Below are 19,420 nucleotides of genomic sequence, written 5' to 3' on the forward strand. Positions count from 1 at the left end.
CTTCGTACCGGAACTCCGTCGTGCTTGCCGGTCAGCCGCTCTTTGCGGCGCTGTTTTTCATTCCGTTTGCCATCAGGTGCAGCTGCGTATTCACGTATCCCGGCCGTACTTCTTCGAAGTGGGAGCCCATGATCCTGTGCAGGTCGCCCAGGGCGTGGAAGGGTACCGTCGGGATGGCGTGGTGTTCGGCGTGGTACGCGTTGTTCCAGTTCAGCCACCGGACCAGGGGGATGGTCAGCACGGTCCGGGTGTTGAGCAGGATATGGCGGACGCGGGGGCAGCCCGTGTGCTCGGACATGCGGATGAGACGCATGACGGGCTCGCCCAGGAAACGGGGCGCCAGCCAGAACAGGACCACGGCCAGCGTGTCGAACCAGACCGATACGGCCGCCAGCGCGCCGTAGGCCAGGACCATGCTCCAGGCCTCCATCACCACATTTCCGCGTGCTCGTCCCGGCAGAAACTTGCGCTCGACCGTGTTGAACCGCCCGAAGAGCATCCGCGCCAGGGCGGTCAGGTTGCTGTAGAAATAGGGAATGCCCGTCGCGTACCAGAGATAGCCTCCCAGGCTTTCCGCCATGGGGATCATCTCGGGATCGTCCCCCGTGATCTGCGTGTGGGAGTGATGAGCCAGGTGCTCGTAGCGAAAGTACGCGGGGATGAGAAACAATCCGGTGCCGGTGATCCAGCCGACGATCCGGTTCATCGCCGTGCTTCTGAAGGCCGTGCCGTGGGAGCACTCATGGAAGGGCGCGAACCAGTGCACCACGACGGCGCCATGGGCCAGCAGGGCCGGCGCCAGCCACCATGTGCCCAGGGAGAGCGACACCAGGTATCCGGTGAGCAAGGTGGCCGCCAGATGCCCGGCCAGGAATACGAAACCCGGCTGGTTGCGTCGACGCAACAGTTCGCTCAGCCGGTCGGGCGGAACGATATCGGTGGGTTTTACCGGAACTTGTCCGGTTTTTTGTTCGATGGTGGACATGGGTCGACAGACGCTTATCAGGTGCGTGCCGCGCGGTCGTCGATCTCCACTATACCCCGTTCGAGATCGAAGCGTCGCGTCTTCTGCTTTTCCACGTCCCCCACGGTAACGCGGACGAAGAAGGCGCCGTCGGGATAGTCGATGGAGTGGATATCGCCCTCGGCGAAGGCAGTCGCCTGCCCGGCGCCCACGGTGTACTCCCGGGCCATCTCGAGGCGGGCCGGTCCTTCCGATCCTCCATCGTCCAGCCGATTCCATCGCCGCATCAGGGTATGCCCGGTGTAGTTGCCGTAGATCACGCTGCAGGGACCGTGATCGTGGGGCGGGGAAGTGCCGCCCTTTCGACCTCCGTGGACGATGACGTGTATGTCCGTTTCGGGATCGTGGCCGATCACCGTGTGGCCTTCGTATTCGTCCATGTTCACATAGGTTTCCAGCAGGTCGGACTGGCCCAGCAGCCTTTCGGTGTTCTTCCTGATCGATTCCAGTCCGTGCCTGATCCCGTTTTCCCGCACGATCCGCTGTGCGTCTTCCAGAAAATCATCGACGGTGTACCTGGTCATCGATGGCCTCCTTGATGCTTCGATTTCGTCTGGTACGCATGAGAGTCGAGAATATAACTTGCATATTGAAGCCAAATGGCATATCTTATCTTACTTGGATACAATATACGCCGAAGACCTCGATTTGTCCATAAATACTCAGTGTCCTGAAACGCTCAGTTATCCAACGGAGGAATGAGGATGACACGCATCAAGAAGTTGAACATTCTTGCCGTATTCACGGTCCTGGTCACGTTGGTCGCGGCGCCTGCCATTCAGGCCCAGACGATTGATGACGCGAAGACGAAAGTGGACGCCATGCCGGACGATCCTCCCCGTCATTACAATCTCGGCATCGCCTACTTCAAGGCAGGACAGTTTACGAACGCCATCGGCGCGTTCCAGAAAGCCGTCGAGCTGAAGGCGGATTACAAGGAAGCGTACTACAACCTCGGCCTTTCCCAGCAGAAGGCGGGCCAGACTTCCAACGCGATCAAATCGTTCCGGAAGGCGACGGAGCTCGATGCCAAATACGCGGACGCGCACGGCGCGTTGGGCAGCGCATACCAGAAGCTCAAGAACAGCAGCAACGCGATTAGATCTTACAGGGCTGCGATCGGCATCAACGACAAGAAGGCGAACTGGCACTACAACCTGGGCATCCTGTACCAGACCCGCGAGGACTATCCGAACGCGATCAGGTCCTACGAGAACTATCTGAGACTGGCGCCCCGGGCCAGGAACGCCGCGTCACTCCGGAACATCGTCGCCCAGATGAAGGACGCGATCCGTTAAGCGACGTCCGGGCTGATCCGGCCGATCCAGCCGAAGAAACAAACAGAGAGACGGACCGAAATTCGAAAGGCCTCCACGTGAAGAGATTCGCGCGGAGGCCTTTTTGTTTGCGTTTGTTTGTACGGATCTGCACCGCACTGTACCGTACTGATCTGAACCACCGCCATATCGCACCCGCGAGTTCTCTCCGTCGGTTTTCAGCGGGAGATGTAGACCCGCGTATAGTCCATGGCGCCTACCGTGCCGTCGGGGTTTTCCGCGATGCCCTTGACCCAGGGCTTCCTGAGTTCCAGATACACCGGATGGAACAGAAAGGACCCGGCGTAGTCCGAGACCATGATCTCCTCCGCTTCCGCGTAAAGCGAGCGCCGCCTGTCCCTGTCCAGTTCCGCGGCTGCCTCCTCCACCAGGCGGTCGAACTCGACGTTCGTCCAGTCCGAACGGCCATATCCCTGAGGCTGCGAATGCCAGATCATGTCGAGCATGTTGCGGGGATCCAGGTAATCCGCGTAGAACACGATTAGCCCCAGGTTCATGCGCCAGTTATACATGTTGTTCATGTACATGGTCCGGTCGGCGCTCCGGATCGTGACGTCGACCCCGATGTTCTCCTTCAGCATGGCCATGATGGCCTCGCTGATGCGCTTGATGGTGGGGTTCGGCGCCCGCAGCCACATCTCCTGGCGGGGGAACCCCCGTCCGCGGGGATAGCCGGCCTCGCTTATGAGCTCCCGGGCCTTGGCCGGATTGTAAGTCTGATAGGGTTTCATGGCCGGACCGTTGTACTCCGCGAACTCGGGCGGGATCATGGAGTAGGCGGGGACGGCCGTGCCGCCCAGGAGGATGTTGGTGATGACCTCCCGGTCGATCGCCCGCGTGAAGGCTTCCCGGACCCGCACGTCGTTGAAGGGCGGCTGACGGGTGCGGTAGAAGAGATACCATGAGGCCCGCGCGGCTATCTTGACCAGGTCCGGCGCGAGTTCGGGATCGGCCAGGATGCGGGGCATGTCGGTCACGTCGACGAGTTCGCGGTCCACCTCGTCGTTCTCGTAGGCGAGGACCGTGGCCACCGCCGCGTTGCGGAAGGGATGGATGACCTTCTCCAGGTACGGCTTGTGGGGACCGTTGTACATTGGGTCCGGAACCAGGGTCATGTGGCTTCCGGTGATCCACTCCGACAGTTTGAACCCCGAATTCGAGACGATGTTCTCGAGGCGGGTCCATTTCCTCTCGTACTTTTCGACCTGCCATGGCGGTACCGGCAGCGCATTCCCATAGGATACGATGTAGGGAAGGTACGGCGCCGACTTCTCCGTCTCGATGACCAGCGTGAGATCGTCGGCCGCGCGGACGCCCAGCTGGGTCAGGTCCTTGATCTCGCCGCGGTTGATGGGCCTGGCATTCTTGAAGTCGTGGTAGAAGAACCCGTAGGGGTTGGCCTCCTCCGGGTCCAGCATGCGCCGGAAGGAGTAGACGAAGTCATGGGCCGTAACGGGCCGGCCGTCGCTCCACCTCGCGCCCTGGCGTAGGTGGAAGGTCCACGTCTTGCCGTCCGGAGAGGACGTGTAGCTGTCCGCGGCCGCGGGTTCCGGATTCCAGTTCGGATCGCGGCGGAGCAGGGGCTCGAAGGGGATGATGGTGTCTTCCGTGTCGTAGTCGTTGATTGCGGAATCCAGGGTGCGGGGCTCCGGGCTCATGTACCTGAAGACCTGCTGGTCCCGCGGGGAGGCGTCCGGCGGAAGGGGCCGCGCGGCCGATTCCCCGGAACCGCCTTGCGCCGCGATCAGTAAGGGGACCAGGAAGAAGGCGGAGACGGCGCCGAGCAGGACGGCAGCATACTTGATAGAATGGCGCATGGTTCTTTTCCTGTGATGAATGAATGGTCGGTGAATTCAGTCCAGGCGGATTGTGCTGGCCAGGCGGACAGTGCTGTCCAGGCGGAACGTCAGATTTCTTCCAGCGTACCGGCCACCGCCTCGACGAGACCGTCGATATGCGATTCGTCCATGGCCGCGGAAAGGCAGTTCATGGCGAGGCCGTTCGACAGGTAGTAACCGCGGTTCAGCAAGCCGAGAAACACCGCGGATACGGGACCCTTGTCCGCCGCCGCCACGGCGCGGTAGGTGCGGACCGGTTCCCTTGTGAAATAGATGCTGAAGGTGGAGCCGGACGCGGCCACCGTCGCCACGGTACCCGTGCGGGCGAACACGTCATCAAGACCATGCACGAGACGATCGGTGAGACGGTTGAGCCTTGCATACACGTCGGGCGTCAGCACTTCCAGCATGGCGAGTCCCGCGGCCATGGTGACGGGGTGTGCGCTGAAGGATCCGCTCTGGAAAACCCGGGTCTTGCCCTGGGTGGGATCCAGCAGGGACATCAGTTCCCTGCGGCCGCCGAAAGCGCCCGCGGGAAACCCACCGCCCACGATCTTACCGTAGGTACTCAGGTCGGGAAGGATGCCGCACTGGGCCTGGACCCCGCCCGGCGACGCGCGAAATCCCACGATCTCGTCCAGGATGAGGAGCACGCCGTAACGCTCGGTGATCTCGCGCACCGCCTTCACGAAGTCCAATCGCTGGGGAATGACGCCCGTCTTCGGGTCGAGGATCACGGCCGCCAGTTCGTTGCTTTTCTCCGCGACAATCGCCTCGACGGCCGCTTCGTCGTCGAAGGGCAGGATGACGACGTTGTCGGTGGCGTTGGGAGGCATGCCTCCCGCGCTGGCCACGGGCACCGGCCGATCCGCGGGACCCGCCTTCGCCGGATCGGGTGAAGTGCTGATTTCGACGGCGTCGTGGCTGCCGTGGTAGCCCCCTTCGAACTTGGCGATGAGGTGACGGCCCGTGTGTTCCCGCGCCAGCCGGATCGCGTGGAGGGTCGCCTCCGTCCCGGAGTTGCAGAACCGGACCATCTCCAGGGAGTCCACTCTCCGGCACAGCTCGTCCGCCAGTGCTGTTTCGATTCCCATGGGAGCGGCCACGGCAATGCCCTGCTCCAGCTGTCGCGCCACGGCCTGAACGACGGCAGGGTGATTGTGCCCCAGGATCTGCGTCGTGTGGTGGTTGGCGAAATCCACGTACCGGTTGCCGTCCACGTCGTACAGGTGGCAGCCTTCTGCCCGCGCGATGGTGACCGGGTACGGCGCGTAGTAGTAGGCGCCCTTGGCGACGCCGGGCATGACTTCACCCGCGCGCTTGAACGCTTCACAGGATCCCGGCGTCCTTTCGCGGTAGATCGCCTCCTGCGATATCTTCTGGGCCGTTGTCATTTATTGGAGATCCCTTTCAATTTGGATCGGACCGCGGTCGCTTACGCCTGGTACGCTTCCCAGAGGGCCTTGTAGTAGCCCATCAGCCGCTCGGGTTCGGGGCTGTGGGCGATTTCCGCAAGCGTATATCCTTCATAACCGTCCGCTTGAAGCAACCGGAAGAGCTCCCGCCAGGGATATTCCGCGCGATAGATCTCTGTGATGTGCACCAGGCCGATCTTGTGGGCAAGCAGCCGGTAGTTGGCCTCGATGGATCCGTTAACCACTTCGCCGAAATTCGAGTTCCAGCAGACATATGCATTGGGATGGTCCGCGTGGTCCATGATGGCACGCATGCGCCGCGGCTCCTGGGTGTCCTTGCCGTGCACTTCTACCCGGATCTGCACTCCGAGGCCATCGGCCGCTTCCGCGCATTCCCCGACGGCTTTCCCGATCTGCTCCAGGGTCGCCTCTTCCGGGATGCCCGCTTCGGTCTGCAGGCCGTTGGGGCGCACCTTGACGCCCGGACAACCGAGGTCGGCCGCCAGTTTCGCGTACTCGACGGTTCCGTCCACGTTCGACCGCACCTCGTCGGGATCGACCGAATGATACTCGAAGGCCGTGCCGAGGCCCACCAGGTCCACGCCGCCGTCCTCGAAACGCCGCCGTACCTCCGAACGCTCGCCCGCACTCAACGAGGATTCCACGCCGTGGGCATGGGTCGTGCGGAGTTCCACGCCCGTGAAACCCGTCCTTCCGCACATGTCGATGATGGCCGGCACGTCCCAGTCCCGGCCGATCTGGTAGGTCACGAACCCGAGCTTCATTCGCCCTCCTAACTCCGCAGGCGCCGGACGCGCGCCGGTACGTCGTCCTGGTGTATTTCGGAGGACAGGATGCCCGAATCCCGGTCTGGCACGGGCAGATGGACCTTCTGCCCTCCCCTTCGATGGGACTCCCGGAGGGCGATGGCCACTTCCAGGGCCTCGCGCCCGTCCACCCCGGAACACTTCGGGGGATGGCCTTTTTCGACGGCCGAAATCAGGTCCGCGACGATGGTCAGTCCCATGGACGGGTACCGAACGGGCCAGGGAAACGGCATGCGGCCCGGCACGCCTCTGCCCCGCGGTCCGCCGGGATGCAGCTTCACCAGTTCGGCGTCCTGGCCGTTCGCGATGGAGCGGAAGCGGCCCTTCGTGCCGAGGACGTCGATCTCCCAGTTCGCGATCCCGCAGGGCATGCCGCGGACATAGGCCCGGACCCCGTTGTCGAAGGCCAGGTAACCGTTACCCATGAGATCTTTCTCGCCGGCCGCGGCCTCGTCGGATTCCATCTCGCCATACACCCATTCGACCCTTCCGCCCGCCATGTACCGGACGATATCGATGAGGTGGCTGCCGTTATGGGAAAGACCGCACTGGCCGTAGCCCGTCACCTGGACGATCTCACCGAGTTCGTCCTCTTCGATCATGGTCCTCGCGTGGGAGAAGAAAGGATGCCAACGCCGCGCGCAGTTGATGGCCAGGGCGACGCCGTGCCTTTCACATGTCTCCACCATGGCGTCCGCCTCGGCCAGGGACAGGGCGATGGGCTTTTCGGCCCAGATGGCCTTCACGCCGGCGCGGGCGGCATCCTGCACGATCTGCGACCGGATCCGGGCCGTAGTGCAGACGCTGAGCAGATCGATACGCTCTTTCTCGAGCATATCGCGGTAGTCGGCATAAAGATGACCACCTTCGATGCCCCAGCGCTCGCCGAATATCGAACGCTGCTCGTCGTGGGGGTCCGCCCCGGCGACCAGGTCCACGTCAGACGCGGCCTGGTAGGAAGGCGCGTGGCAGTAGGGCAGGAAGATGGATCCGCCCTGATCGATCTCGTCGTCGAAGGTGCTGCCCATGCGGCCGAGGCCGATCACGGCGGCTCGGTATCTGCTGGCCATACTCTCCTCCGGGTCATCCGGGAGAAACAGGGTGATTTTCGTGTACCGGGATTATAAGACGGCACAGGACGCGGGACAAGCAACAAATACACCGTTTCGGCCCTACCCGCGGCCCGCGCGCCCGGCCCAGAATCGTCCCCACGATTCCAGGTAGTCGGAACTGCTCCAGGCCTTGTCCAACCCCACCCCCGAAATCACTTCGATGCCGAGTTCCTTGCAAACGCTCCACTCAGGGATATTGGACATGTCGGTCCGGTCACCGCCCTTGGTGAACACGCGGGGCCGGATCACCCTCAGGGCCTCGCAGACCGTATCGTCGTCTTCTATTTCAAAAGGTATGACGTAGTCCACGCCGCGAATACAGGAGACGACCTGGCAACGGGCCCTGAGATCCATGAAGGGTTTGCCCTTCTTGCGGCGAAGAAACCCGTCGCCGTTGACGATGACGACCAGGGTATCGCCATGGGCCGACGACTCCAACAGGCAGGAGACGTGGCCGGGATGAAGCGGATCGTACCCGCCGGAGGTGGCCACGATGGCGCCCAGGTCTTCTCCGGCCTTCAGGCCTGGGAACTCACCCAGGTCTACGATGCGGGCTTCATTTCGCGTGTGCTGCGGCATGGTCCGGGATGATGGTTGGGGCAGGGGACCCGGAATCCTGCTCAGAAGTCCAGGGTCTGCGTGATCTGTTGTTGGCTGAACAACAGGCTCTTCTTCTGGCCGTTGGCGTTGACGTGTACGAGATTGACCTGGTCTTCGTAGGTCTCGAGGAGCAGTGTATTCGTCATGGTCATCGATTCCAGCGCCGGGATGTTCTCGACCTCCACGTAACACCAGATCGCATCCGTGTCCACTTCCTTTCCAAGAAAGGCGGCACTGACGCGACGGCCGTTAATCTCGATTACGACGTGGCGCGCGAGATATCGGTCAATGTAAAGATCCGCTTTTTCAACTTCGCGTTCCGTACCCAGGTGCAGCCGATCCGTGCCCATCGTTTCGAGGGCCAGTTCCAGGTCGTCCATGAAGATGCGAAAAGACATCTCCAGCGCGCCGGATTCGGGGTTGTGATCGACCTGGCAGACGCTGATGTAGAACGGATGGGTTGCGTGGCGCGGTGCGACCAGAGAACGGGCCGCGCCTTCCGTGGCGGCTGTCAGAAGGAGTCCACCGGCCAGTAGCGTACCCGACATGGCAATCCAGGTGTATCCCCACTTCATTCGGCTCCTCCCATATGCCAGTGTGGCGCGACACGGCCCGATATGATATTCGGGCCGGCTACCACGAGCACCAAAGTTATCCGATTTCGGCAAGGCAGGCAACTCGAATCTTTTGTCGGATCTTGCCCTATGCCTGCCTCGATGTCCGCGGGGGTTATCTATCGCGTTTTCGACCGGGACGTAAACGGCCTGCGACCTCAATAGAGGATTATCATCCTAAATCATGAATAATCGGGAAATATCACGGTATTGTCATATTAAAGGTACAAAACAGTTCATTTTAAGAGCTTATATCATGTATCTTCCGGTATTACTCCAGTGACCAGGCAGCACCCCGCAGGAAACGGGATTTCCGGACGACACACCAGATCGGAATATCCGTCCTCCCGGGCGAGTATAGCGGGACCTTCCCGCAGGAGAAACGACATGCGTGTTCTATTCATGCTAACCGTCATGTTCACACTGGCCTGTGGCGATGACGACATGCCGACGGCCCCGACGCCGACCCCGGAACCGGATCCTGCCGCCAAATTGATCGGCACCTGGAGATACACGGGGAACGATTTCGATGCCAGACTGGCAGCCAACCTGCGGGAATACCTTGTCAGGGAAGGCCTGACTGCGAGCCAGGCCGACATGGTGATAGCCGACATGCTTGGTGATACCAGCGAGACGTTCTCCGTTACCCTTAACTTCAGGGCCGACGGCACCGTAGTTGCCGATAACGGACCAATTGACCGGTATCAGGTGTCCGGCAATCGAATCAACATCACCACATCAGACGGCGAGACCTTCAGTGTGGGTTACACGGTTACGGACACCACGCTATCGCTCCAGTTTCCAGTAGCTGCACTGCTGGCTACTGTGGGTCTTGAAACGGAGGACGAGGAGGAAGCGGAACTGCTGAGGATCATGTTCAAGGATATAGAGGTCATGACCATGTTTTTCTCCAAGGCGTAGGTCGTTTAGTGGAGCAGTTCACCATCCCCGGATGATCCTTTACACGCGCCCGCCTCTGCCCTATATTCCCATAATTCATAACGATCTGTATTGACCGGGACGCACCACTCGAGGAAACCAGGAGACCATCCATGGCGAAACGCCTTCTATTCTACGTATGCGCGCTAAGCATTGCGTGCCTGTCCACCTCCGTGATGGCCCAGAAGGGCCCCGAATCGATCAACCGGAGCAAGTTCCGGCAGATCAAGCAGGAAGCCCCGACGCCGAACGTGTACCGGACGGCTTCCGGCGCGCCGGGCCACCAGTACTGGCAGAACGAGGCGGACTACGAGATGGAGATCGAACTCGACGACGAGACGCAGCGTCTCTATGGCACCGAGACGATCACCTACCACAACAACTCGCCCGACGAACTGGCCTACCTCTGGGTGCAGCTCGACCAGAACGTGCGGGCGCAGGATTCGGACACGCGCAAGATCGCGGGCAGCCGGGTCTCGGGGCAGATGAGCTTCGCCCAGTTGCGCAGGCTGCTGAACGATTTCGACGGCGGCTTCAAGATCGAGTGGGTGCGGGACCGGCGCGACAACCCGCTGCCCCATACGATCAACAATACGATGATGCGCGTGGACATCCCCGAGCCGCTCAGGCCCGGGAGGTCCTTCACGTTCAAGATCAAATGGTGGTACAACATCAACGACCGGATGAAGATCGGTGGCCGTTCCGGTTACGAGTACTTCGAGGAAGACGACAACTACCTCTACGCCATCGCGCAGTACTTCCCCCGCATGGCGGTCTACAACGAGGTCGAAGGCTGGCAGAACAAGCAGTTCCTCGGCCGGGGTGAGTTCACCCTGCCCTTCGGCGACTACAAGGTCAGCATTACCGTGCCGGCCGACCATATCGTAGCGGCGACCGGCGTGCTCCAGAACCCGAAGGACGTGCTGACCGACGCACAGCAGGCGCGTTTCGATCGGTCCAGGACGGCGGACGAACCCGTCATGATCGTGACCGAAGCGGAGGCCATCGAAGCGGAAAAGGGCCGCGCGACCGAGAAGAAGACCTGGGTTTTCCATGGGGACAACGTGCGTGACTTCGCCTTCGCCAGTTCACGCAAGTTCATATGGGACGCCATGGGCGTCATGTCCGGACCGCAGCACGTCATGGCGATGTCCTTCTATCCCAAGGAGGGGAATCCCCTGTGGGAACGGTATTCTACGAAGGTGGTCGCCCACACGATGGACGTCTATTCGAAGTACACCTTTTACTATCCCTATCCCACGTCGATTTCCGTGCACACGAACCGCATCGGCATGGAATACCCGATGATCTGCTTCAACGGCGGCCGGCCGGAACCGGACGGCACCTACAGCGAACGGACGAAGTACGGCATGATCAGCGTAATCATCCACGAGGTAGGCCACAACTACTTCCCCATGATCGTCAATTCGGACGAGCGGCAGTGGACGTGGATGGACGAGGGGCTGAACACCTTTCTCCAGTACCTGGCCGAACAGGAATGGGATACCGAGTATCCGTCCCGCCGCGGACCCGCCCACCAGATCGTGAACTACATGAAGGGCGACGTGGAGCGCATATCCCCCATCATGACCAATTCGGAGTCCGTGTTCCAGCTTGGCCCCAACGCCTATGGCAAGCCCGCTACCGCGCTGAATATCCTCCGGGAGACCGTCATGGGCCGGGATCTCTTCGACCATGCCTTCCGCAGCTATTCCCAGCGATGGATGTTCAAGCACCCTTCCCCCGAGGATTTCTTCCGCAGCATGGAAGACGCGTCAGCAGTGGACCTGGACTGGTTCTGGCGTGGGTGGTTCTACAGCACGGACCACGTGGATCTCGGGTTGGGCGACGTAAAGTGGTTCCAGATCAACACGCGGAACCCGGAAGTGGAGAAGGAGATCGCCCGGGCGGACCGGACGGAGGAAAACCGCGGGATCAGCTACGCGCGAAACCAGACCGATATAACGGACCCGATGGTCGCGCAGGACTCGACGCTGGTCGATTTCTACAACAGGTACGATCCCTTCGAGGTTTCCATCCTCGACCGGGACGAGTATGAAAGCTACCTGGAGAGCCTGACCCCGGAGGACCTGGCCATCCTGGAAAGCGGCAAGCACTTCTACGAGTTGACTTTCGAGAACGTCGGCGGGCTGGTCATGCCGGTGATCCTGGAGTTCGAACTCGAGGACGGCACAAAGGAAGTACAGCGGATTCCGGCGGAGATCTGGCGGTACCGGGACGACCGTGTGACCAAGGTTTTTGTCATGGATCAGCCAGTGGAAAGGATCACCCTCGATCCCTTCCTGGAGACCGCGGATACCGACCTGAGCAACAACGTCTGGCCGCCGCAGTCGAAACCCACGCGTTTCCAGTTGTTCAAGCAGCGCTTCCGGACGCCGGAAAACCCGATGCAGCGCCAGCAGCGCGCGGATGATAGAGAGCAGGAAGAGGCAGAGGAAACGAAGACCGAAACGCAGTAGGCACCGCGTTTGGCTACAGCTTCAGCCAGCAGAGGCCTTCGTCGCTGCGGTAGTAGACGGACACGGCCCGGCCGTAGACCGCTTCCTTAGAGATGAAACCGAAGACCCGTCCGTCCTTGCTGTTTCCCCGGGCGTCTCCGATAGCCAGGAGATGCCCGGGGGGAATGATCTCCGGACCGTAATCCTCCCCTCCGCTGTAACTGAGATTCAGGCGGACCCGGCGTTCGCCGTAGTGCTCCTCCCGCATATCCGTGTAGGAACTCATCGGCGCGCCGTTGATGGAAACCTGGCCGCCGCGGATCGACACGGTGTCGCCCCCCACGGCGACGATCCGCTTCACCAGGCGGATGTCTTCCACGGGCGAATCGAAAATCACCACTTCGCCCCGTTCCACTTCGCGCCCCTCGGTAATCTTCCAGTCCGTGAAAGGAAACCGGAAGCCATAGGTGTACTTGGCCACGAAGATCCGGTCTCCCGGCAGGAGCGTGTATTCCATGGAACCGGAAGGAACGGTATAGTGATCGGCCAGGGTCGACCGGGCCGCCAGCAGGACCAGCGCGATGAGCCCGAAGGAAACGATTTCCCTGCCGATAGTCCTGATTCTGGGGTGCATGCGTACCATTTCTTATGACACCGACCGCGGTCCGGTTACTTTGAACGCGGCGTCCGGTGAACGCGGCGTCCGGTGAACGCGGTGATCGAGGCTATTCCCGTTCGAAGAAGAAGCTGATCCCACCATCCTCCCCGAAAACGGCGTCGAAGAACATCAGTTCGTCAGGAGTCGGGGGCTCTTCGGATTCGGCCTGGATCAACTGCAGCACATGAGCCTTGGTCAGGGTCAGCGTCAGGCGGTCGTTCTCGACCACGTAATTACCAAGAAAGACGACGGTGTCGTCCTGTCGTAGGATCAGTACGCTGCCGTTCGCCGACCATACAGCCGATTCATCCAGGTGGTTGGTGGCGGTGGCGTCGGCATTCAGGGTTAATGTCCCAAGGGACGAGTTCGCCAGGTCTGCTTCGATTTCCTTGAGAAATTCGGCGACTATGGCATCGGCGGTCGCTTCGTCCAGCCCCCCTATGTTCAACAGGAAATCCCGCAGGTTCTGCGCAAGGGTTTGAGCGAGATCCGTACCCACGGCTCGCCACGAACCGACCAGGTCCAGGTCGATGACCCGTACCTCGCCGGGCGGTCCCTGCGGCCCTTCCGGTCCCTGCGGACCCGTACTGCCGTCCGTGCCAGGTAGCCCCTGTGGTCCGGCGACCCCCGCCGGTCCTGCCGGTCCCGCCGGTCCGGTCGGTCCCACCTTTCCCTCGCAAGCCAGTGCGAACAGCGACGGCACCAGGGCCATCAGACCAATGGACAACGTAGTCTTCATACGCTGGTAGTCGAACATCCCGGAACTCCTCCATGATTAGTGTATTGGAACCTCATGTCCTGGCGTCTTTAGTCTCTCGAGGACAGGAAGAACTGCAGTATGTACCAGAACAAGAGCGCCACGGAGGCGAAGAGTTGAAGCGCCGCGCCGACGTGCCGGTCTTCGGGATAATGATGTAGTACGTTCGATGTGTCGTAGAGGATCGCGCCGCCCGCCAGTACGATCATGGCCACGGTGAAGATCGTCCCAAGGTGGAATCCGAAAAGCACGCTGGCCACGATCAGCACGAGGGCGCAGATGAACCCCCACCGCAGCAGTCCGCCGAGGAAGGAAAAGTCCTTCCGGGTATGAAAGGCCACGATCGTCAGTCCGAGAAACCCGAGGAGCGTAACCGTGGCGGCGCTGTTGATCACGCCCGGCGCCATGGAATCGGCAACGTAGAGCAGCGGCGTGAAGATAATGGCCTCGCCCACGACGAACAGCCCCAACGCGCCGTACTGACCGCCCCTGGTCTGCGCACTGTGCGCGAAATGGGACGCGATCCAGCTCAGGATGATGAACCCGCCCAGTACGATGAGCCAGGACCCGCCGAGCAGCACGCGGGCGATCGACTCCGCCATGCCGGTCTGAAACAGGTAGATCTCGATCAGGGCGAATGCCAGGATCGCCCCGAGAAGATGAGTGTAGGTACGGGTAATGAACGCCCCTCGCACGTCGACACCCAGTTGCGCGACGGGTATGCCTTGCTGTGCCCTGTAGGCCGCCGTCCTGTTCATTGGCTCACGCTCCTTATTTCGGGTTAACAAACCGGTCTCGGTTCAAGCTACTCTTCGCCCAGCAGGTCCTCGAGGTCCTGCAGCACGTTGCCGTCGGATCGCACCAGCGCCAGGATGGCGTTATGCGGGACGATGATATAGGTTTTCTCCTGGTAATTGATCTCGATGGACTCCTTGCGCAGGTAGAAGGCGAAGTCGCCCGGCTGGGCCTGAAGCGGCAGATAGCGCACCGATTCGGCGGGTCTGGTGACCGGGTCGCCCTCGTTGTAGTCCGGATTGGGCATCAGGTGCCCCGGTCCCACGCGGACGACCTTTCCGGTGCCCACCTTTTCCTTCTCGGTCACCGTGGCCGGCAGGTACAGTCCCGAATTGGTGAGCTGTTCGCCGTCATGCTGCTCGACGAGTACCCGGTCACCTACAATAATTAACTCGCTCATATCTCTTCGATTCCGAAGCGCTCCCGCAACAACTGCTTAAACTCCGCCTCATCCGCCAGGTCCCGTTCCTCGCGCCGGACTTTTCCCGATTCAGTGCTGGCGGCGGGCGTCCGGGACGGGAAGCCTTCCGTCTCGATCAGGCACAGGTCGCTCAGCGTGATGCGCCCAGTCTCTGTTGCGAGCGAACACACGCGCTTTTGCGTAAAATGGGACTCCGGCGAGTGCTGGTGAAGTTCGCAACCGGGCGTAAAGTCCGTCAGTTGGCGCGGCCGCAGCCGGAAGCGATACTCGGGTTTCCAGTCACCGGCCGCCGTAAGGCTCGAATGCAGGCCCTCACAGCCGTCGTGTTGCACACGCCAGATGCCTTCCGCGCGCGCCTGCGGCCCCGCCTCGTCCAGCAACAGCGGCTCGCGGAAACCGTCGCCAAAGCCCACGTCCACCAGCCAGCGTTCCTTCAGTGAGACCAGCAACGTCATATGGTCCCAGGGGAGGCTGTCCTCCCAGGGTTTCGCGCCCACGCGCGCCTCCAACAGGTCGACCGTGAAGCCGAGTGCGCGCAGCACCATGGCAAACAGGCCATTCTGCTCATAGCAGAACCCGCCGCGGTCCTGCGTCACGAGCTTCTCGAAGAGCCGCGCTTCCTCCAGCAAAATCGGGCGGCCCCAATGGATGTCGAGGTTCTCGAAGGGCACGGCCAGCATGTGCGCATAGTGCAGACGGCGCAGTGTCGCCGACGTTGGCGGCAATGGGCCGCTGACTCCGATGCGCGCGCAATAGGCTGCGATATCAACGTCCATCCAGCTTCCCTGTGCATTCCGAGGCGCAAAATGGATTATGACCTATCAGCGCACAGCGTGCTTCGCGCCCTCACGCCTCAAACACGTGTTAATATACGGCAATTTACCTTATGCCAGCAACCGAAATCCGGTCATAGGAATAGTGGCCGTTTTACTTGAAACGATTGGACTTAAAGGACCGCCCCCGCTTTCTGCAGTCCCCGAATCCGTTCTTCCGTATATCCCAGCACGTCGGCGAGCACAAACCGGCGGTCGGCATTGAATGCCGGAGGCGCATCCAGCGAGGAAGGCGGCGACACGGCGTCGTTTTCGAAGGTGATCGTGCGCAGGCCGCGAATAGGTACGCCGTCGGTTCGCTTCCCTTGAAGCAGCAACGGTTCCACGGAATCTTGGGCAAGGACCTCGTCCAGGCTCCGGACCGCGCCGGCCGGTACCTTGCGCGCCCGTAACTCATCCAGCAAGTCGTCCCTTTCCAATTCGGCCATTCGTTGCGCCAGCAGCGCGTTCAGCGCGTCGCGGTGGACCACGCGTTGCTGGTTGGTGGCGAACCGCGCGTCCGCCGCGGCTTCGGGGATGCCCAGTACCTCGCATAGGGCCTGGAACTGGCTGTCGGTGCCGACGGCCAGCACGACGGGATCCCCGTTCCGGGTCCGGAACACCGTCCCGTACGGTGCGATGTTCGGGTGGTCGGAACCCGTGCGGCCCGGCACGGACCCGGCCACCAGGTAGTTCGCGGCCTGGTTGGCGAGGGACGCGACGCCGGACTGGAACAGCGAAACCGTGTTGTACGAGCCACGTCCCGACTGCATCCGTTCGATGAGGGCGATCAGCAGGGATTCTTTCAACTGATGGGCCAGCAGCAGGTCGATGAGGGCCACCGGCATTTTGACCGGGCCGCTCGCTTCGGTACCGTTCATGCCCATGAAACCGGTTTCCGCCTGCAGGACGGCATCGAACCCCGGCCGCTCGTCCTCTTCGCCAAAGGCGGTGATATCCGCATAGATGAGCCGGTCGTTTACGCCGCGCAGGGCCGGGTAATCAAGCCCGAACTTCCCGGCATCGCCCGGTTTGAAGCTCTGCAGAAAGACGTCGGCGCGCCGTACCAGGTCCACGATCACCTCGTATCCCGCCGGAATCGAGAAATCGACGCCGATAGACCGCTTGCCCCAGTTCACCGAAGAGAAATAAGCGGACACATCGGAGTGCTCGTCTTCGGCCGGCAGTTTCCACTGACGGGTCGTGTCGCCGCCGGTCCTGATGTTCTCCACCTTGATCACCGTGGCGCCGAGTTCGGCGAAGAACATGCCCACGGCGGGGCCGGCGAGTACGTTCGCGGCCTCGATGACGATCAGGTCTTTGAAGAGGGTATCGGTGGAAGACAAGGCAGGACTCGCCAGTCAGCAGGATCGCTGGTCAGCCGGTCAGGATTTTGAAGAGGCCCATGCACAGAGATTTGCTGCGACCGTCTTTGTCCATGTTGGAACGCCAGGTCGAGATGGAGAGCGCGGCGATGTCGCAGTTTTCCGCGAGGTGGCGGAACACGCGCTCCAGATCGGTGGACGGCGGCCCGCCCGGCGCCGGGTAGCCCATGGCGGGCGCCTCCGAAGGATCCAGGATGTCGGTATCGAAGTGGACGTAGACGGGCCTGCCGGACAGGTCGCACGTGAGGAGTTCGAGCACGTCCGGGACATGGCGCAACCGGGACGCTTCGACCAGTTGCCGCTCACCGGGGTCCAGGTCGCGGCCGTCCGACATGATCACGTCCCCGTCGGGAATCGGATCCATGCGCACATTCTCGACCATCGTCTGCTCGCCCAGTCCGACCATCATGGCCAGCGGCATGCCGCCCAGGAACCCGCTCGGTGTCGTATCCCAGGTGTTGAAGTCGCCGTGGGCGTCGAGCCACAGGAAGAGGGGTTCGATCTCGGCCCGCTGCAACCCGGCCATGACCGGTATGGTCGCGCAACAGTCGCCCGCGACGCTGACCGGCCGCCTGCCGGCCTCCGCGGCTTCGGCGACGCGGTCGGCGAGGGGACGGTGTACGCACAGGGTGCGGGCCATTTCGCTGTCGCCCTGCAACGTGGTTTCGTTTACGGTCCAGTCGTCCCGCGCCAGATCGAGGAGCGCCGGGTCATGGCGGTCCAGGAAGTACGGCGTGAGTATATACTGATTACGCATGGTCACACCTGTATCGATGGCGGTATCTTGTGGTCCTCAGGTGAAATCCAGCCAACGGTCCTGCTCTTCCGGCATCCAACAGGTCTCGGTTACGGATTCCAGGTCGAAGAACTGGTAGGGATCCACTTTCTTGTATTCCGCATAGGGCCCCGACCAGTCCCTGCGTCGTTCTTTGTACGCGAGGAATCCTTCGTGGGACACGTACTCGAACACCATCACGTAGCGGCCCGTGGCCAGGCCGGAGTTTCGTTCCACCTCACGGAAGTAGCGGGCGGACCGCCATTCGGGGAACAGGTCGTCTTTGTGGGCCTCCACGAAGGCGAACCAGGTCCGTATCATTTCGTCGTGATCGACTTTCCGGTCGGGCTTGGGTATCCAGGTTTCCACTTCGAAGAAAGACATGGCCCGTCCGTTCCGTCAAGGCGGCCGTGGCGGCGCTCGGCCTGTGAGCCGCGGCGGCGGTCGGCCTGTGACAGGGAACAGGGGCAGCAGGATTCGAACCCGCGACCTACGGTTTTGGAGACCGCCGCTCTACCAGCTGAGCTATGCCCCTTGAAATACCGCCTCGAACTGCACGGCACAAGATACATCGACGCGCCCGGATTGGCAACCGAATTTCCGCCGCCGGGCCCGTCCTTCACCACCCGATATCCCTTGCCGAAAAAGGCGCGGCGGTCTAAGATGCCCTATCATGAACGCCTTTCAGAAAACGGCCCTCGCTACCCTGGCGGCTACGATACTCCTGATCACCGTAGGCAGCCTGGTACGGATAACGGGCGCGGGCCTGGGTTGTCCCGACTGGCCCAGGTGCTGGGGTTCCTGGCTGCCGCCGGCGAGCGTGGAAGCACTGGACATGGCCTATGTCCGGGAGAAGGGCTACGATCCCGCGGACTTCAACCCGGTCAAGATGTGGACCGAATACGCCAACCGACTCGTGGGCGTCGTCATCGGGATACTCGTCTTCGTGACCTTCCTGCGTTCGTTTCGATATCGAATGACGCAACCGGTGGTCTTCTATTGCGCGGGCCTGTGTTTCGTGCTGGTCTGCTTCCAGGGCTGGCTGGGCGGGCAGGTGGTCAGGTCCGGCCTTCAGCCCGGGATCATTACGCTCCACATGGCCCTGGCGGTCATCCTGCTGTGCCTGTTGCTCTACGTGACTTTCCAGTCCATGGAACAGCGCCTGCGCGTCGAACTCACCGGGCGGGGACGGTCCGTCCTATTGCGGCTGGGGTTTGCGCTCCTGGCCGTTACGGCGATCCAGGTCCTCATCGGCACGCAGGTACGGGAGGGCATCGATCCCTTCATCAAGGACGACGGCGGCCTGCCCCGGGGCGAATGGCTGGCCCAGGTCGGCCTCGTCGACCACGTGCACCGGTTTTCTTCCTGGCTGGTCCTGATTGCCGGCGTGCTCCTCTACCGGGCGGTGCGGCGACACGGCATGGCCGGGCAGCTTAACGCAGCCGCCCGGTTCATCCTGGCCGCCATCCTGCTGCAGATCGCGCTGGGGGTCGTCCTGGCTTACGGCGGCCTGCCGCCGGGGGCGCAGGTCCTTCACCTCACGCTGGCCACACTGCTGGTCTGCGGAGAATGCATGTTTCTGCTCATGGTTAGAGCCTCACGCCGATAATCAAGGTTTTCTTCTTTTCACATTTCCGCCGTCCGGTTATTTT

Annotated in this window: 18 protein-coding genes, 1 tRNA gene and 1 pseudogene; 4 read left to right on the plus strand and 16 right to left on the minus strand. The window is 61.7% G+C overall.

Going from position 1 to position 19,420, the window contains the following annotated elements; translation table 11 throughout:
* Positions 1 to 31: 31 nt before the first annotated feature.
* A complete protein-coding gene (locus F4X08_05895) occupies positions 32 to 1,243 on the minus strand; it encodes a hypothetical protein (GenBank protein ID MYD25325.1) in 1,212 nt (403 codons plus the stop codon).
* 479 nt (positions 1,244 to 1,722) lie between these two features.
* On the opposite strand from F4X08_05895, the gene F4X08_05900 reads away from it, so the two are divergent.
* Positions 1,723 to 2,322, plus strand: coding sequence for a tetratricopeptide repeat protein (locus F4X08_05900; GenBank protein ID MYD25326.1), 600 nt, complete (start codon positions 1,723 to 1,725; stop codon positions 2,320 to 2,322).
* Between the two features lie 197 nt (positions 2,323 to 2,519).
* On the opposite strand, the gene F4X08_05905 is transcribed toward F4X08_05900, so the two are convergent.
* The 6 genes from F4X08_05905 to F4X08_05930 all read right to left on the minus strand — a co-directional run bounded on the left by F4X08_05905 (position 2,520) and on the right by F4X08_05930 (position 8,728).
* Positions 2,520 to 4,178 (minus strand): peptide ABC transporter substrate-binding protein, encoded by a 1,659-nt coding sequence (locus F4X08_05905; GenBank protein MYD25327.1) that lies wholly within the window; start codon positions 4,176 to 4,178, stop codon positions 2,520 to 2,522.
* 89 nt (positions 4,179 to 4,267) lie between these two features.
* Positions 4,268 to 5,593: an aspartate aminotransferase family protein gene (locus F4X08_05910; protein MYD25328.1), complete on the minus strand. Its 1,326-nt coding sequence runs from the start codon at positions 5,591 to 5,593 to the stop codon at positions 4,268 to 4,270.
* Between the two features lie 41 nt (positions 5,594 to 5,634).
* A complete protein-coding gene (locus F4X08_05915) occupies positions 5,635 to 6,399 on the minus strand; it encodes a sugar phosphate isomerase/epimerase (GenBank protein ID MYD25329.1) in 765 nt (254 codons plus the stop codon).
* A gap of 8 nt (positions 6,400 to 6,407) precedes the next feature.
* Complete coding sequence (locus F4X08_05920) at positions 6,408 to 7,511, minus strand: Gfo/Idh/MocA family oxidoreductase (protein MYD25330.1); 1,104 nt, start codon at positions 7,509 to 7,511, stop codon at positions 6,408 to 6,410.
* A gap of 102 nt (positions 7,512 to 7,613) precedes the next feature.
* Complete coding sequence (locus tag F4X08_05925; GenBank protein MYD25331.1) at positions 7,614 to 8,132, minus strand: adenylyltransferase/cytidyltransferase family protein; 519 nt, start codon at positions 8,130 to 8,132, stop codon at positions 7,614 to 7,616.
* Positions 8,133 to 8,173: 41 nt separating this feature from the next.
* Positions 8,174 to 8,728 carry a hypothetical protein gene (locus F4X08_05930; protein ID MYD25332.1) on the minus strand — a complete coding sequence of 185 codons (555 nt, stop codon included), beginning with the start codon at positions 8,726 to 8,728 and terminating at the stop codon, positions 8,174 to 8,176.
* A 426-nt stretch (positions 8,729 to 9,154) separates the two neighbouring features.
* On the opposite strand from F4X08_05930, the gene F4X08_05935 reads away from it, so the two are divergent.
* Together F4X08_05935 and F4X08_05940 are read left to right on the plus strand one after the other, a co-directional pair.
* Positions 9,155 to 9,688 carry a hypothetical protein gene (locus F4X08_05935; protein ID MYD25333.1) on the plus strand — a complete coding sequence of 178 codons (534 nt, stop codon included), beginning with the start codon at positions 9,155 to 9,157 and terminating at the stop codon, positions 9,686 to 9,688.
* 194 nt (positions 9,689 to 9,882) lie between these two features.
* Entirely contained in the window at positions 9,883 to 12,186 is a 2,304-nt protein-coding gene (locus F4X08_05940) for a M1 family metallopeptidase (protein ID MYD25334.1), read from the plus strand.
* Between the two features lie 13 nt (positions 12,187 to 12,199).
* Here F4X08_05940 and lepB read toward each other — a convergent pair whose 3' ends face one another.
* From lepB to F4X08_05985, 9 genes and pseudogenes are all read right to left on the minus strand, one after another.
* Positions 12,200 to 12,808, minus strand: a complete 609-nt coding sequence (gene lepB / locus F4X08_05945; GenBank protein ID MYD25335.1) for a signal peptidase I — start codon at positions 12,806 to 12,808, stop codon at positions 12,200 to 12,202.
* A 565-nt stretch (positions 12,809 to 13,373) separates the two neighbouring features.
* Positions 13,374 to 13,496: pseudogene (locus tag F4X08_05950) on the minus strand (collagen-like protein).
* Positions 13,497 to 13,630: 134 nt separating this feature from the next.
* On the minus strand, positions 13,631 to 14,338 hold the full coding sequence (locus F4X08_05955) for a permease (protein ID MYD25336.1): 708 nt from the start codon (positions 14,336 to 14,338) through the stop codon (positions 13,631 to 13,633).
* 47 nt (positions 14,339 to 14,385) lie between these two features.
* Positions 14,386 to 14,775 (minus strand): co-chaperone GroES, encoded by a 390-nt coding sequence (locus tag F4X08_05960; GenBank protein MYD25337.1) that lies wholly within the window; start codon positions 14,773 to 14,775, stop codon positions 14,386 to 14,388.
* Positions 14,772 to 15,572: an arylamine N-acetyltransferase gene (locus tag F4X08_05965; GenBank protein MYD25338.1), complete on the minus strand. Its 801-nt coding sequence runs from the start codon at positions 15,570 to 15,572 to the stop codon at positions 14,772 to 14,774. Before F4X08_05965 ends, F4X08_05960 begins: the two co-directional genes overlap by 4 nt.
* Positions 15,573 to 15,742: 170 nt before the next feature.
* Positions 15,743 to 16,954, minus strand: a complete 1,212-nt coding sequence (locus F4X08_05970) for a CoA transferase (protein MYD25339.1) — start codon at positions 16,952 to 16,954, stop codon at positions 15,743 to 15,745.
* A 31-nt stretch (positions 16,955 to 16,985) separates the two neighbouring features.
* Entirely contained in the window at positions 16,986 to 17,750 is a 765-nt protein-coding gene (locus F4X08_05975; GenBank protein ID MYD25340.1) for a hypothetical protein, read from the minus strand.
* Between the two features lie 36 nt (positions 17,751 to 17,786).
* The gene (locus F4X08_05980) at positions 17,787 to 18,152 is read right to left on the minus strand and encodes a hypothetical protein (protein MYD25341.1); all 366 of its coding nucleotides are present in this window, start codon (positions 18,150 to 18,152) and stop codon (positions 17,787 to 17,789) included.
* A 78-nt stretch (positions 18,153 to 18,230) separates the two neighbouring features.
* Positions 18,231 to 18,303 (minus strand) — tRNA-Trp (locus F4X08_05985).
* Between the two features lie 138 nt (positions 18,304 to 18,441).
* Between F4X08_05985 and F4X08_05990 the strand changes: the two genes are divergently transcribed.
* Positions 18,442 to 19,377, plus strand: a complete 936-nt coding sequence (locus F4X08_05990) for a heme A synthase (protein ID MYD25342.1) — start codon at positions 18,442 to 18,444, stop codon at positions 19,375 to 19,377.
* Positions 19,378 to 19,420: the final 43 nt, after the last annotated feature.

Source organism: Gemmatimonadota bacterium (genome assembly GCA_009841265.1).
Lineage (GTDB): Bacteria > JAAXHH01 > JAAXHH01 > JAAXHH01 > JAAXHH01 > JAAXHH01.